The 13,723-nt window shown below is 69.6% G+C and carries 15 protein-coding genes; 7 read left to right on the top strand and 8 right to left on the bottom strand.

Annotated features, from left to right (window positions below; translation table 11 throughout):
* Window positions 1-4 precede the first annotated feature (4 nt).
* The 3 genes from ED92_RS28155 to ED92_RS28145 are packed head-to-tail and all read right to left on the bottom strand — an operon-like array spanning window position 5 to window position 3,127.
* Window positions 5-1,027, bottom strand: a complete 1,023-nt coding sequence (locus tag ED92_RS28155; protein WP_037343636.1) for a YhjD/YihY/BrkB family envelope integrity protein — start codon at window positions 1,025-1,027, stop codon at window positions 5-7.
* Window positions 1,028-1,075: 48 nt separating this feature from the next.
* The gene (locus tag ED92_RS28150) at window positions 1,076-1,864 is read right to left on the bottom strand and encodes a transglutaminase family protein (protein WP_037343635.1); all 789 of its coding nucleotides are present in this window, start codon (window positions 1,862-1,864) and stop codon (window positions 1,076-1,078) included.
* A 36-nt stretch (window positions 1,865-1,900) separates the two neighbouring features.
* Window positions 1,901-3,127, bottom strand: coding sequence for a cytochrome P450 (locus ED92_RS28145; RefSeq protein ID WP_037343634.1), 1,227 nt, complete (start codon window positions 3,125-3,127; stop codon window positions 1,901-1,903).
* A 243-nt stretch (window positions 3,128-3,370) separates the two neighbouring features.
* On the opposite strand from ED92_RS28145, the gene ED92_RS28140 reads away from it, so the two are divergent.
* Window positions 3,371-4,534 carry a steroid 3-ketoacyl-CoA thiolase gene (locus tag ED92_RS28140; protein ID WP_037343633.1) on the top strand — a complete coding sequence of 388 codons (1,164 nt, stop codon included), beginning with the start codon at window positions 3,371-3,373 and terminating at the stop codon, window positions 4,532-4,534.
* On the opposite strand, the gene ED92_RS28135 is transcribed toward ED92_RS28140, so the two are convergent.
* Both ED92_RS28135 and ED92_RS28130 read right to left on the bottom strand, forming a co-directional pair.
* Window positions 4,531-5,022 (bottom strand): pyridoxamine 5'-phosphate oxidase family protein, encoded by a 492-nt coding sequence (locus ED92_RS28135; RefSeq protein WP_037343631.1) that lies wholly within the window; start codon window positions 5,020-5,022, stop codon window positions 4,531-4,533. The two genes, ED92_RS28140 and ED92_RS28135, sit on opposite strands and share 4 nt — an antisense overlap.
* A gap of 41 nt (window positions 5,023-5,063) precedes the next feature.
* Window positions 5,064-5,909: a hypothetical protein gene (locus tag ED92_RS28130; protein ID WP_037343630.1), complete on the bottom strand. Its 846-nt coding sequence runs from the start codon at window positions 5,907-5,909 to the stop codon at window positions 5,064-5,066.
* A gap of 63 nt (window positions 5,910-5,972) precedes the next feature.
* Here ED92_RS28130 and ED92_RS28125 point away from each other — a divergent pair, with 63 nt between their 5' ends.
* On the top strand, window positions 5,973-6,848 hold the full coding sequence (locus ED92_RS28125; RefSeq protein WP_152611036.1) for an N-acetyltransferase: 876 nt from the start codon (window positions 5,973-5,975) through the stop codon (window positions 6,846-6,848).
* A gap of 408 nt (window positions 6,849-7,256) precedes the next feature.
* On the opposite strand, the gene ED92_RS28120 is transcribed toward ED92_RS28125, so the two are convergent.
* Window positions 7,257-8,162 (bottom strand): SDR family oxidoreductase, encoded by a 906-nt coding sequence (locus tag ED92_RS28120; RefSeq protein ID WP_037343627.1) that lies wholly within the window; start codon window positions 8,160-8,162, stop codon window positions 7,257-7,259.
* Window positions 8,159-8,956, bottom strand: a complete 798-nt coding sequence (locus tag ED92_RS28115) for an SDR family oxidoreductase (protein WP_037343626.1) — start codon at window positions 8,954-8,956, stop codon at window positions 8,159-8,161. The genes ED92_RS28120 and ED92_RS28115 overlap by 4 nt, the downstream gene beginning before the upstream one ends.
* Window positions 8,957-9,047: 91 nt before the next feature.
* Here ED92_RS28115 and ED92_RS28110 point away from each other — a divergent pair, with 91 nt between their 5' ends.
* From ED92_RS28110 to ED92_RS28090, 5 genes are read left to right on the top strand one after another with little or no spacing between them, the layout of a single operon-like run.
* Window positions 9,048-9,797, top strand: coding sequence for an enoyl-CoA hydratase family protein (locus ED92_RS28110; protein ID WP_037343624.1), 750 nt, complete (start codon window positions 9,048-9,050; stop codon window positions 9,795-9,797).
* Window positions 9,797-10,657 (top strand): CoA transferase subunit A, encoded by an 861-nt coding sequence (locus ED92_RS28105; RefSeq protein ID WP_037343623.1) that lies wholly within the window; start codon window positions 9,797-9,799, stop codon window positions 10,655-10,657. Before ED92_RS28110 ends, ED92_RS28105 begins: the two co-directional genes overlap by 1 nt.
* Window positions 10,654-11,379, top strand: coding sequence for a CoA-transferase subunit beta (locus ED92_RS28100; RefSeq protein WP_037343621.1), 726 nt, complete (start codon window positions 10,654-10,656; stop codon window positions 11,377-11,379). Before ED92_RS28105 ends, ED92_RS28100 begins: the two co-directional genes overlap by 4 nt.
* Window positions 11,376-12,422, top strand: a complete 1,047-nt coding sequence (locus ED92_RS28095) for a nitronate monooxygenase family protein (RefSeq protein WP_037343619.1) — start codon at window positions 11,376-11,378, stop codon at window positions 12,420-12,422. The genes ED92_RS28100 and ED92_RS28095 overlap by 4 nt, the downstream gene beginning before the upstream one ends.
* A gap of 31 nt (window positions 12,423-12,453) precedes the next feature.
* Window positions 12,454-13,245, top strand: a complete 792-nt coding sequence (locus tag ED92_RS28090) for an alpha/beta fold hydrolase (RefSeq protein ID WP_037343618.1) — start codon at window positions 12,454-12,456, stop codon at window positions 13,243-13,245.
* 1 nt (window position 13,246) lies between these two features.
* Here ED92_RS28090 and ED92_RS28085 read toward each other — a convergent pair whose 3' ends face one another.
* Window positions 13,247-13,723: a DUF2000 domain-containing protein gene (locus ED92_RS28085; protein WP_037343617.1), complete on the bottom strand. Its 477-nt coding sequence runs from the start codon at window positions 13,721-13,723 to the stop codon at window positions 13,247-13,249.

The following is a 13,723-nucleotide window of genomic DNA, read 5'->3' as shown; positions in this document are numbered from 1 at the left end:
GCGCTCAGGGGCGGCGGCGCGGGCGCAGGCGTTGCGCGGCCAGGGTCGCGACCACCCCGGTCACCGCGCCGACCAGCGCCGGCTTGAGCCCATGCCGGTCGGGGGCCGCGACCACCGGCCGGACCACCACGGGAGGCGGCGGCTTGACCGGGTCCGGCGGGGCGTCGCGCGCGGTCGCCGTCCAAGCCGTCACGAACACCAGCATCCGCGCCACCAGCGAGATGAAGAAAATGAGACCGATGATGGAACCGAACGCGACCCCGGTCGGCGAGTTCCCGATCAGGCGCAGGTAGATCCCACCGGCCTGCTTCAGCAGTTCGAAGCCCAGCGCCAGCGCGACAGCGCCGCGCATCGCGCTGCGGACCCCGACCGGTTTCCGCGGCAGCCGGGTGAGCACCCAAAGGAACACGAGCCAGTTCGCCAGCAGCGCCAACGGGATCGAGATCGCCGACAGCACGTTGTGGCCCCAGGCGGTGTCGTCGACCCCGGCCAGCCCCAGCAGGTACCGGCCGAGTGCGGAGCCGGAGATGGTGATGGCGAACGAGAGCAGCAGCGCGCTCGCGAGGCCGAGCAGCGCGAGCAGGTCCGCGGCGATCGTGCGCAGCAGCGGGAGATCCGACCGGTTCTGGCCCCACAGCGCGGTGAGCGCGTCCCGCAGCGAGTTCATCCAGTTCCAGCCGGAGTACAAGCCGATGATCAGACCGATGATCCCGACGCTGGTGCGCTGCTCGACGAATCCGGTGAGCAGCTCCCCCGCCTTGTCGCCGAGGCCGCCGGGCAGGGTGCCGGTGATCGCGTTCAGCATCGACTCGATCAGCTGCGGCTGGCTCGCCAGCACGAAACCCGCCACCGAAACCGCGACCATGAGGATGGGCACCAGCGAGAACAGGCTGAAATAGGTGATCGACGCGACGTAGTGGTAACCGCCGTACTCGATGTAGCGGTTCACCGCCCGCGCCACGTGGTCCAGCCAGCGGTAGCGGGCGAGCAGCCGCTTCCATTTCGTCGGTGCTTGCTTCTCCCTCACACGGCAATGTCTACCTCAGCGAGGTCACGGCTCGTGCGCAACACGCGATCAAGCGAGCGCGATCAGCCCCGAGCCGTCGTCTTCCGGCAGCGACGGGCCCGCGGTCGCCAGCACGGTGTTACCGAGAAAGTCCAGCTCACAGCCGAGGGTGGAGAGGAACGCGGTATCGGCGGCGTCGCGTCCGGTGGCGATCCGGCAGAGGCTCTGCCTCGGCGCGAGGCCGGTGGCGTCGAACACGTACCAGCGGCCGTCGATCGCGGCTTCGAACACGGCGTGGAAGTCCATTGGGGACAGTCCGGGCGCGTAGACGGCGGCGAACCGGGCGGGGATGTCGAGCACGCGGCACAGCGAGATGCAGACGTGCGCGTAATCGCGGCAGACCCCTTCCCCGGCGAGGTAGGTGTCGACGGCGTCATCAGTCGGGGAACCAGAACCGACCACATAGGACAGGTGTTCGCCCACGTGCCGGACGATCGCCTCCACCTGGGCGCGCGCGTCGGGCAGGCCGCCGAAGCGGGACAGCGCGAGCCCGCCCATCCGGTCCGACGGGCAGTACCGGCTGGGCCTGGTGTAGCGGATGACGTCGTCCAGGCCGACGGGCTCGGCGTCGGCCGGGTCGAGCGTGCGTTCGGCCCGGTACCGCACGACGTGGTCACCGGGCGGCAGATCGACGACCTGGGCCCGGGTCCCGTGTTCGAACGCCACCTGGCGCGGCGGCGCGGGATAGCCGAACTCCTCTTGCCCGGCCCCACCGGCGAGCGCGATCACGAACGCGGCGGGGCCGGGTTTCGTGACCCGGAAGGACATTTCGACGTCGACCTGTACGTGGGGACCCATGTCCCCATGGTGCCCCACGAGCGCGGTCGCGGCCGGTCAGGCGTAGCGGACCTGGTAGTGCTTGATCCCGTTGAGCCAGCTCGACCGGAGGCGGTCGGGCGGGGCGAGCTCGGCGATGTCCGGCATGACGTCGGCGATGGCGTTGAAGATCAGGTCGATCTCCAGCCGTGCGAGGTTGGCGCCGATGCAGTAGTGCGAACCCGTGCCGCCGAAACCGACGTGCGGGTTGTCCTCGCGGAGGATGTCGAATTTCTCGGGCTGGTCGAAGTGGTCCGGGTCGAAGTTCGCGGAGCTGTAGAACATCCCGACCCGGTCGCCCTTGCGGATGTGCTGCCCGCCGAGTTCGGTGTCCCGGGTCGCGGTGCGCTGGAAGGCGACCACCGGGGTGGCCCAGCGGACGATTTCGTCCGGCGCGGTCTTCGGGCGCTCCTTCTTGTACAGCTCCCACTGATCGGGGTGATCGAGGAACGCCTTCATCCCGTGGGTGATCGCGTTGCGCGTGGTCTCGTTGCCGGCGACGGCGAGGAGGATGACGAAGAAGCCGAACTCGTCCGACGCCAGCGATTCGCCGTCGACGTCGGCCTGCACCAGCTTCGTGACGATGTCGTCCATCGGGCATTTACGGCGTTCTTCGGCCATGTTCCAGGCGTAGCCGACGATCTCCGCCGACGCGGCGAGCGGTTCGACCTCGTACTCGGGGTCGTCGTAGGAGACCATCTGGTTCGACCAGTCGAAGATCTTCAGGCGGTCTTCCTGCGGGATGCCGATCAGTTCGGCGATGGCCTGCAAGGGAAGTTCGCACGCGACGTCGACGACGAAATCGCCGGAGCCCTTCTTCTTGGCCTCGCTGACGATCCGCTCCGCGCGATCGCGCAGGGTGTCCTCGAGCTTCGCGATCGACCTCGGTGTGAAGCCCTTCGACACGATCCGGCGCAGCTTCGTGTGCTGCGGGGCGTCCATGTTGAGCAGGACCAGACGGTTGGCTTCGAGGCTGTCGTCGGTCATGTTCTCGTCGAACCGGATGATCGCGGTCTTCTCCCGCGAGGAGAACAGCTCGCTGTCCCTCGACACCGCCTTGACGTCATCGAGCCGGCTGACCACCCAGTAGCCGTCATCGCGGAAGCCCGCGGTGTTGTGCGGCTGAGGGTTCCACCAGACCGGTGCCGTGCGGCGGAGTTCGGCGAACTCCTCCAGAGGCAGTCTGGTGGCGTACAGATCCGGATCGGTGAAATCGAAACCGGCGGGGATCAGGGGAGCGGCCACGGGCTACCTCCTACGCGGTTCGCCAATGAAACACGTTCTAGACCCGATTGAAGCATACGGCGTTTACCAAGTGAAGAGTTTCAGTGAAACCCGTTTACTCGGCTCGCGCGGATCTTGCGTTCCCTGCAAAAAGCGGGAACGGCGACCAGTGATCAAAATCCGGCCGACTCTGGGGCGACTTGCCCAAATCAAGAACGTGTTCTACTTTTCTCGGTAGTGAACAGTGTTTCCCAGGAGGCGAACGTGGGTAGTCCGGTGATCGTCGAGGCGGTCCGCACCCCTATCGGCAAGCGCAGGGGACACCTGGCGGGGCTGCACGCCGCCGAGATCCTCGGCGCGGCGCAGCGCGCCCTGCTCGAACGCGCGGGACTGGATCCCGCGCTGGTCGAGCAGGCGATCGGCGGGGCCGTGACCCAGGCGGGCGAGCAGGCGGGCAACGTCACGCGCACCGCGTGGCTGCACGCCGGGCTCCCGGAGACCACGGGTGCGACCACCATCGACGCCCAGTGCGGCTCGGCGCAGCAGGCGACGCATCTGATCGCCGGGCTCATCGCGGTGGGCGCGATCGACGCCGGCGTCTCGTGCGGCGTCGAGGCGATGAGCCGGGTCCCGCTGGGCGCGAACCGCGGCGAGGGCATCGGCACGCCGAGGCCCCAGTCGTGGTCGATCGACATGCCGAACCAGTACGGCGCGGCCGAGCGGATCGCGGAACGCCGCGGGATCACCCGCCTCGACGTCGACCGGTTCGGGACCGAGTCGCAGGCCAAGGCCGCCGCCGCGTGGGCTGCGGGCCACTTCGACCGCGAGGTCGTCGCCGTGAAGGCACCCGTGCTCGGCGAGGACGGCACGCCGACCGGCGAGACCCGGCTAGTGGCGCGCGACCAAGGACTTCGCGACACGACCGTCGAAGGCCTCTCCAAGCTCAAGCCCGTCCTCGAAGGCGGCGTGCACACGGCCGGGACGTCGTCGCAGATCTCCGACGGCGCGGCCGCGCTCCTCCTGATGGACTCGGACCGGGCCAAGGCACTGGGCCTCAAGCCGCGAGCGCGGATCGTCTCGCAGGCGTTGGTCGGCGCGGAGCCGTACTACCACCTCGACGGCCCCGTGCAGGCGACCGAACGCGTCCTCGCCAAGGCGGGGATGACGATCGGCGACCTCGACCTCTTCGAAGTCAACGAGGCGTTCGCTTCGGTCGTGTTGTCGTGGCAACGGGTGCACCGGCCCGACGAGGCCAAGGTCAACGTGAACGGTGGCGCGATCGCGCTCGGGCATCCCGTCGGCAGCACCGGCGCCCGCCTGCTGACCACGGCGTTGCACGAACTGGAACGCCGCGACGCGAGCACCGCGCTGGTGACGATGTGCGCCGGCGGCGCGCTTTCCACCGGCACGATCATCGAACGGATCTAGCCCTGGTCCCGGGCGACCTCGACCACCGGACCGTTGTCCGGCCTCGCGAGCCTTTTGAGCCCCTGACCCTCCTTCCAGAAGTCGAAATAGATGGTGTTGCCCTCGACCCAGGTCAGCACCGCCTCGGTGAGGTCGAGCCGGAAGACGTGCGCCTCCCCGTCGTCGCCCTGCAGGCGGGCGACCTCGGCCGGATCGGTGATCTCGACGGCCTTTCCCGACACCTTCGCGTCCGCGCCGCCCTCGTCGATCGCCGAGGCGGCGTGGATCGCGAACCTGCCGTCGTGCTGGAGATCCTTCGCCTTCATCGCGCCGATCATCGAACCGATCAGCAGATCCTGCTCACGGAAATCGACCTCACTGCCACTGACCCGGGGCGAACCGTCCCGCCGGACCGTCGCCAGCACATGCGACTTCGCCGCGGTGAACCGTTCCTTGATCTTCTCCGCCAGCGCGGGTGCCTCTTCACTGAACTGCTGCCACGTCGCCATGCGCACCAGCGTCCCACCGGGGTCCGACAGTTTTCGAGCGGTCAGGGCCGCGGCGCCCCCATCGGGTTCGGCAGGGGGATCGCGCCGGTGTCGAAGATCCGGCGGCCCAGCGGGACGGCGATCCGCACGACCTCGGCTGCCCCGTCCTCCCCCAAGGCGTCGAGCGGGCCGGCGGCGAGGCGATCGGTCTCGTCCTCGATCCGTTGGCGCAGCTCGATTCCCGCGCCGGTGAGCCTGAGATCGCCGTCGAGGATTCCCCGCTCGGACAGCCGCGCGACACTCGCGTCCCACTCGTCGTCGGACCAGCCGCGGTTGATCTGGATGACCTCGCGGGTCACCGCCCCGCTGCCGATGTGGGTCAGTGTCGTGTCGAGCCCGCGCAGCCCGGCGGTGACGGCGGAAAGCACGTGGCCGTCCCCGCGATGCTCGCGCAGCACCGTCGCCGCGAGCCAGACCCGGCCCGCCGTCGTCGCGGGCCTGGCGACCGAGGACCAGGCGGCGGCGAGCGGCCTGGCCGCGTAATCGCAGCCGGTGACGGCCTGTTCGAGCAGATCGGCGAGTTCCCCGAGAGGCGCGTCGGCGGGAAGGATCCGGTTCAAGGCTTCCTCGACGGCCTCCATCCGGCTCTGGAGGACGACCGCCGGTTCGGCGTATTTCCACGCGTCGGGCAGGGATCGCGCGACCATCCTCGGCGCGAACCCGAAGAGCATCGCGGTCGCGGGTGGTTCCGGCAGCGGCCCGAGCGGCGCGACCCGGCCGGCGAAGTAGCCCATCCACCAGCCCGGTAGTCCTGCCGCCTTCGCCGCGGCCGCGGTCTCCGGGGCGAAGTAGACGACGGCGTGCAGCGGCTCGACCGCTTCCCAGAGACGGCGCTGAAGTGACTTCACTCCCCCATCTTGCCTGGCCGAAAACCGGATGCGGCCGCTCTCGGCATGGTGTGTGATCACGAGATGGTGATCAGCTTGGAGAAGCCGGGACCCGACGGACTGACCGAGGCCGTCGAAGCGCTGCGGGAGTGGCAATCCGAAGGCGTGGCTTGGCAATTGCATCCCGGTGACCTCGGCTGGTACTGGCGTAAAGGCGCGGCCGCGACGGCCGAGGCGGTCCGGATCTGGCGCCGGGACGGCCGGATCCTCGCCGTCGGATTCCTGGACGGGGCCGACCTCCTGCGGCTCACGACCGCGCCGGACGTCCGCCGGGACGAGGAACTGGCACGGCGGGTGGCCGAGGACGTGGCCGCGCCCGAGCGTGGTGTCCTGCCCGCCGGACAGGTTTCCGTCGAGGCGCCGATGGACGCCCTGCTCCAGGACGTGCTGCCCGGACACGGCTGGCACGCCGACGAGGAAGAGCCATGGACGCCGTTGAGCCTCGACCTCACCGAGCCGGTGAAGGCCCCGGACCTGCGGATCGAGACGGTCGGACCCGACCTGGCGGCCGCGTGGGCCGACGTGATCGGGGCGGCGTTCGGCGGATCGACGTTCACCGCCGAAACGTGGCGGACGATGGCGGCCGCGGCGCCGTACGCCGATGCCCGGTGTCTGCTCGGCTTCGACGACCGAGGTGACGCCGTCGCGGCGGTGGCCGTGTGGTCGGCCGGTCCCGGCAAGCCAGGCTTGCTCGAACCGATGGGCGTGCACCGGGACCAGCGCGGTCACGGATACGGCCGGGCGATCACCGTCGCCGCGGCTGCCGCGCTCCAGGAGCTCGGCTCGTCGAGCGCGGCCGTGAACACGCCCAGTTCCAACGTCGGCGCCGTGACGACCTACAAGTCGGGCGGGTTCCGGCCGTGGCCCGAGACGCGGGACCTGACGCGGGACGCGTCGTGAGTGGCGTTTCGGGTTCTATTGAGAGGCAAGCCGAACATGGCGTGATCGAACCCCTGCCACGCGGGATTCCGGAATGACTCGTGGGATGACCCCGGCGCGATGTGTCCACAACGGACACCTTGCGCGAACTGTGCGCCCGATTGATGTCATTATGTCCGTTTCCCGCGTGGGTCGTGAGTGGTAAAGAGGGTTAGAACGACCCTCGCCACTCACGACCCCCCCGGGCGATACTGCGCAAAGTGCCCAAATCAGACGCTTTGCTCTCGGAGAGTGTCCTTTTTAGACAGTCTGACAAGCATGCCAGGCCTCGGTGGCGAGCCCGCTCGCACCGCCGACTCCATCACGCTACCTTTGACTTACCCCTCATTAGAACCCGAAACGCCACTCACGACCAACGGCACCGAAGACCTAAGCGCCGTAAACGGGTTCAGGGACCGGCGCCTCCGCCAGCAGTTCCGCCACGACGGGACCAAGCTCACCCGGCGACCACCGGGAACCCTTGTCCCGCACCGCGCCGTGCCGCCAGCCCTGCGCGATCGAGACGCGTCCGCCGTCGACCTCGAACACCCGGCCGGTCACCCCGGACGATTCCTCGCTGCCGAGCCACACCACCAGCGGCGACACGTTTTCCGGTGCCATGGCGTCGAAACCGTCGTCCGGCGCGGCCATGTCGTCGGCGAAGGCGACTTCGGTCATCCGGGTGCGGGCGGCCGGGGCGATCGCGTTCACGGTGACGCCGTAGCGCGCGAATTCGGTCGCCGCGACCAGTGTGAGACCCAGGATGCCGGACTTCGCGGCCGCGTAGTTCCCCTGTCCGACGCTGCCGAGCAGGCCGGCCCCGGAGCTGGTGTTGATCACCCGCGCCGCCCGCGTCCGGCCCGCTTTCGCCTCGGCCCGCCAATATTCGGCGGCGTGCCGCGTCGGCGCGAAATGCCCCTTCAGGTGGACGCGGATGACGGCGTCCCATTCGTCCTCGCCGAGGTTGACCAGCATCCGGTCGCGCAGGAAACCCGCGTTGTTGACCAGGACGTCCAGCCCGCCGAAGGTTTCGACGGCCGTCCGCACCAGTGCCGCGGCGCCGTCCCAGGAGGCGATGTCGTCGGTGTTCGCCACCGCTTTGCCGCCGAGCGCCTCGATCTCGTCGACGACGTCCTGCGCGGGCCCGGCCGATCCGCCGCTGCCGTCGATCCCGGCGCCGAGATCGTTCACCACCACCCGCGCGCCCTCGGCGGCGAACGCGAGCGCGTGCGCCCGTCCGATACCGCGACCGGCTCCGGTCACCACCACGATCCGGCCGTCGGCGATCCCGCTCACACCGGCTCCTTTCGTTCTTTCACCAGGGAATTGGACGCGGCGAGGAAGGCAGGCACCTCTCCCCCGCCGTGGACGGTCAGGCAGGCTCCGCTGACATAGGAGGCCAGCGGGGACGCCAGGAACACCGCGCAGGAACCGATCTCGTCCGGATCCGCCAACCGTCCTAACGGGACGGTCGCGCCCACGGCCTCGATTCCCGCCTCGTCGCCGTAGTGCAGATGCGAGTGCTCCGTCCGCACCATGCCGACGTCGAGCCCGTTGACCCTCACCTTCGGCGCCCACTCGACGGCGAGCGACGCGGTCAGGTTGTCCAGGCCCGCTTTCGCCGCGCCGTAGGACGCCGTCCCCGGCGACGGTCTCGTCGCGCTGACGCTGCTGATGTTCACGATGACACCGCCGCTTTCCTGTTCCTGCATGACGGCGTTCGCCGCACGCGCGACGGCCAGCGGCGCCAGGAGGTTCAGCGCGACGATCTTCTCGTGGAACCGCGGCGAGGCGTGCGCCGCCTCGGCGTACGGCGCGCCGCCCGCGTTGTTGACCACCACGTCGATCCTGCCGTGGCGCCGGACGATCTCCTCGACGAGCGCGTCGACCTCGCCCGCGTCCCGTACGTCGCAGGAGATGAAGGTCGACGCCTTCTCCCCGGCGCAGACCGGTCGCTCGGGTTCGGTGCGGGCGCAGGTGACGACTTCGGCGCCGGCACGCAGGAAAGTCCTGGTGACACCGGCGCCGACGCCGCGGACCCCGCCGGTCACCAGCACCACGGCGCCGTCGAGCCGGAGTTCGAGTGCCATGCCGGGCCTCCTTCACGTCGCTGTACCCGGGCCGGACGTCCTGCTAACGTACCAAGCAAGTGCTAGGTTTGGTAGCGGAGAAGGGTGCCCGATGACCGTTTCCACCCACTCACCGGAGCCCGGCATCGCCGTGGTCACGGTCGACGCGCCCCCGGTGAACGCGCTGAGCGTGAAGGGATGGTTCGCCCTCGCGTCCGCCGTCACCGACGCCGGGCGCGACCCCGCGACCCACGTGGTGGTGCTGCGCGCGGAGGGCCGCGGGTTCAACGCCGGGGTCGACATCAAGGAGATCCAGCGCGATCCGGGCTACGGCGCGCTGATCGGCGCCAACGAGGGCTGCGCGGCGGCGTTCTCCGCGGTGTACGACTGCGCGGTCCCGGTGATCGCCGCGGTACAGGGTTTCTGCCTCGGCGGCGGGGTCGGCCTGGTCGGCAACGCGGACGTGGTGGTCGCGAGCGAGGACGCCACTTTCGGGTTGCCCGAGGTCGATCGCGGCGCGCTGGGCGCGGCGACCCATCTCGCGCGCCTGGTCCCCCAGCATCTGATGCGGGCCTTGTACTACACGGCTTCCACGATCACCGCGGCCCAGTTGCACCACCACGGTTCGGTGTACGCCGTCGTCCCGCGGGGGGAACTCGACGAAACCGCGCTCGGCGTCGCCCGGCAGATCGCGGCGAAGGACACCCGCGTGATCCGTGCCGCGAAACAGGCCATCAACGGCATCGACGTCCAGCCCGTGCACCGCAGCTACCGCTTCGAGCAGGGATTCACCTTCGAACTCAACCTGGCGGGCGTTTCGGACGGCGCGCGCCAGGAATTCTTGGACGGTAAGGGGAAGTGATGGCCGACAAGCGGATGACGCCGGACGAGATCGTCGCCGAACTCGAGGACGGCATGACGATCGGGATCGGCGGCTGGGGCTCGCGGCGCAAGCCGATGGCGCTGGTGCGCGCGATCCTGCGCTCGCCGGTCAAGGATCTCACCGTGGTCTCCTACGGCGGCCCCGACGTCGGACTGCTGGCGTCGGCGGGCAAGCTCAAGCATCTCGTCTTCGGCTTCGTCACCCTCGACACGATCCCCTACGACCCGTGGTTCTCGCGGGCGCGGGAATCCGGGTCGATCACCGTCACCGAATACGACGAAGGCGTGTTCGGCACCGGTCTTTCCGCTGCCGCGCAACGACTTCCGTTCCTGCCGACGCGCGCGGGCCTCGGCTCCGGCGTCATGGACCTGAACCCGTCGCTGCGCACCGTCCGCTCGCCGTACGACGACGCCGAGGAGTTGCTGGCCGTGCCCGCGCTCAAACTCGACGCGGCGTTCGTCCACCTCAACCGCGCCGACGCCAGGGGCAACGCGCAGTACCTCGGACCGGATCCGTACTTCGACGAACTGTTCGCCCTCGCCGCCGACAAGTGTTACGTGTCCACGGAAAAGATCGTCGAGACGGCCGAACTCACCGAAGCGGGCCCGGTGCAGAGCCTGCTGCTGAGCCGGATGCTCGTCACCGGGGTGGCCGAAACGCCGAACGGCGCGCATTTCACCACCGCCGTCCCGGACTACGGCCGCGACGAACGTTTCCAGCGCCACTACGCCGCATCGGCCAAGGACCTCGACGCGTGGCCGGAATTCGTCGACAGGTTCCTGTCCGGGGACGAAGCGCACTATCAGAAGGCCGTCGCCGAGTTCGGGGAGTCCGCGTGAGTGACATCAGCCGTGCCGAAGTGGCCGTCGTGGCCTGTGCCGAATTGTTCCGCGGTGACGGCGAAATCGTGGTGAGCCCCATGGGGTTCATCCCGTCGCTGGGCGCGCGGCTGGCCAGGCTGACGTTCGAGCCGGACATCCTGCTGTCCGACGGCGAGGCGTACCTGATGACGCCGGACGCCGTCGTCGAAGGCTGGCAGCCGTTCCGCAAGGTCCTCGACACCGTGGTGCCACGCGGAAAGCGGCACGTGGTGATGGGCGCCAACCAGATCGACGGCGAGGGCAACCAGAACATCTCGGCGATCGGCGCGCATTCCCAGCCCAAGAAACAACTTCTCGGTGTACGCGGCGGTCCGGGCAACACGGCCAACCACCGCACGAGCTACTGGGTTCCCAGGCACGGCAAGCGGGTTTTCGTCGATCAGGTCGACGTCGTGTCCGGTGTCGGCTACGCCAGGGCGCGCGAAGCCGGCTTGCGGCACCACGACGTCCATCGGATCGTCACCAACCTCGGAGTCCTGGACTTCGGCGGCGAAGACCACGCGCCGCGGCTGCTTTCCGTACACCCAGGGGTTTCCGTGGACGAGGTCATCGAGGCGACGTCGTTCCCGCTGAGCACCGACGGTGTCACCGAGACCCGGCTGCCGACCGAGACCGAGCTGCTCCTGATCCGCACCAGTCTGGATCCGAAGTCCTTGCGGGACAAGGAAGTTCCGTCATGAAAACGGCGCTGACCGAGCTGGCGGGCATCCGGCACCCGATCGTGCAGACCGGGATGGGCTGGGTCGCCGGGCCGCGGCTGGTGTCCGCGACGGCGGAAGCGGGCGGCCTCGGCATCCTCGCGTCCGCGACGATGACCTACGACGAGCTGGCGGCGGCGATCAAGGAGGTCAAGAGCCGCACGTCGAAGCCGTTCGGGGTCAACCTCCGCGCGGACGCCGAAGACGCCGCGCGCCGGGTCGAGCTGCTCATCACCGAGGAAGTCCGCGTCGCGTCCTTCGCGCTCGCGCCGAAGAAGGACATGATCGCGCGGCTCAAGGACAACGGCGTCCTCGTCGTCCCCTCGGTCGGCGCGGCCAGGCACGCGGAGAAGGTCGCGGGCTGGGGTGCCGACGCCGTCATCGTGCAGGGCGGCGAGGGCGGCGGGCACACCGGCGGGGTCGCGACGACCCTCCTGCTGCCCTCGGTGCTGGACGCGGTCGACATCCCGGTGGTCGCGGCGGGCGGTTTCTTCGACGGGCGGGGGCTGGCCGCCGCGCTCGCCTACGGGGCGGCCGGGGTCGCCATGGGCACCCGGTTCCTCCTGACGAGGGAAAGCACCGTCCCCGACGAGATCAAGCAGGCGTACCTCGCCCGTGACCTCAACGGCACCGTCGTCACCCGCAAGGTGGACGGTATGCCGCATCGCGTGCTCCGGACGGAACTGGTCGACGCGCTCGAATCCGCCGGTCCGGTGCGCGGGCTCGCCCGTTCCGCCCGCAACGCCGCGAAGTTCCGGAAACTGACCGGGCTGTCGTGGCGTTCGCTGGCCACCGAAGGGCTGCGGATGAAACGCGGCGGCGACCGGACGTGGTCGCAGATCCTGATGGCCGCCAACACGCCGATGTTGCTGCGCGCCGGCCTGGTCGAGGGCGACCGGAGCGCCGGGGTGCTGGCGTCCGGGCAGGTCGTCGGCCTGCTCGACGACCTGCCCGCGGTCGGCGACCTCATCGAGACGATCGTCGCCGACGCGACCGGCATCCTGCGGCGGCTGGCCTCGGAGTGAGCGGCCAGACGCGCTGTGCTTGACTTCGGCCATGATCTCGGAGAGTCGTTGTCCGGTCGAGGACGGTGAGCTGTACGTCCGCAGCACCGGCGAAGGGCCGCTTCTGCTCCTGATCGCGGGCGGTCTGGGCTCGGCGGACACCTTCCGGGCGATGACGAAACTGCTCGCGGACGACTACACCGTCGTCACCTACGACCGGCGCGGCCATTTCCGCAGCACGGACACCAGCACCGGCCCGGTCAGCGTGCCGAAGCAGGCCGACGACGCCCACGCGGTGCTCCAGCACGTCGGCGGCGGCCCCGCGAGCGTGTTCGGGACCAGCGCGGGCGCCATGATCGGCCTCGACCTCGTCGCCCGCTACCCGGATGCGGCGACGATGCTGATCGCGCACGAACCGCCCGCCATCCAGCTGCTGCCCGACGCGCTCGGCTGGCTCGACGAGGCCAACGCGCAGGTCCGGCTCGCCCAGGCGGGCGACCTGATGGGGGCGTTCAAGCGGTTCACCGACGGGATCGCCGGTGCCGCACTGCCCGAACTGCGCGCGATCCGGCTGCCGAACGAGGAGGATTGGAAGCGGCTGTTCGGCCGCGAACTGGCCGAGATCCTCGACTACCTTCCCGATCTGCGGGCCCTGCGCCGGAGCAGGACCGAGATCGTCCCCGTCGCGGGCGTCGGCAGCCGCGGGCATTACCACTACCAGCCCGCGAAGGTTCTCGCGCTGGAGCTGGGGTTGCCGTTCACGGAGGTACCCGGCGCGCATCTCGCGCCGCAGCGGAACCCCGCCCAATTCACCGAAGCGCTGCGGGGTTTGCTCGAAGGCTGAGTCACGGCATCAGCGGCAGCTTCCCGACCAGTTTGTCGACCCGGTTGCGCGGGCCGACGATACCGATCGCGCAGTAGTCCATCTCCTCGGTCGGGATCTCCTTCATCGTCGCGAGGAAGTCGGTGTAGACCCGGATTTGCTGGGCGACGGCGGGCATGTCGGCGACGTGGCAGCCCGGCGAGGCCGCGGCCTTGGCGCGGATGGCCCGCAGCTTCCCGGCGTCGGCCGACAGGATCGAGCAGCCGATCCAGGGCAACCCCGTGTAGTGCTCGCCGCCGGCGTCGACCGCTTCGTCGCCGAGGAGTCCGGTGACGCCCCGCGCGGTCGCAGCGGCGGTGCAGACCGCCGCGTTGACCGCGCGGCCCGGCGGCAGCTCGCTGTTGACCACGATCACCCACTTCAGCCGGGCCGACCGGGTGGACGCGGTGAAGTCGATCTCCTCGGGGGCGAATCCGATGGCCGTACCGTACTCGGACAT

The sequence above is a fragment of the Amycolatopsis sp. MJM2582 genome (assembly GCF_000754115.1).
GTDB classification, from domain to species: Bacteria; Actinomycetota; Actinomycetes; order Mycobacteriales; family Pseudonocardiaceae; genus Amycolatopsis; species Amycolatopsis japonica.
This window is presented reverse-complemented; position numbering and strand designations above follow the sequence as displayed.

Coding starts and splice junctions, on each gene's coding strand:
- ED92_RS28105 (WP_037343623.1), top strand. CDS start 9,797: ATGGCCGACAAGCGGATGACGCCGGACGAGATCGTCGCCGAACTCGAG.
- ED92_RS28150 (WP_037343635.1), bottom strand. CDS start 1,864: ATGGGTCCCCACGTACAGGTCGACGTCGAAATGTCCTTCCGGGTCACG.
- ED92_RS28085 (WP_037343617.1), bottom strand. CDS start 13,723: ATGTCCGAGTACGGTACGGCCATCGGATTCGCCCCCGAGGAGATCGAC.
- ED92_RS28115 (WP_037343626.1), bottom strand. CDS start 8,956: ATGGCACTCGAACTCCGGCTCGACGGCGCCGTGGTGCTGGTGACCGGC.
- ED92_RS28090 (WP_037343618.1), top strand. CDS start 12,454: ATGATCTCGGAGAGTCGTTGTCCGGTCGAGGACGGTGAGCTGTACGTC.
- ED92_RS28125 (WP_152611036.1), top strand. CDS start 5,973: ATGGTGATCAGCTTGGAGAAGCCGGGACCCGACGGACTGACCGAGGCC.
- ED92_RS28135 (WP_037343631.1), bottom strand. CDS start 5,022: ATGGCGACGTGGCAGCAGTTCAGTGAAGAGGCACCCGCGCTGGCGGAG.
- ED92_RS28095 (WP_037343619.1), top strand. CDS start 11,376: ATGAAAACGGCGCTGACCGAGCTGGCGGGCATCCGGCACCCGATCGTG.
- ED92_RS28110 (WP_037343624.1), top strand. CDS start 9,048: ATGACCGTTTCCACCCACTCACCGGAGCCCGGCATCGCCGTGGTCACG.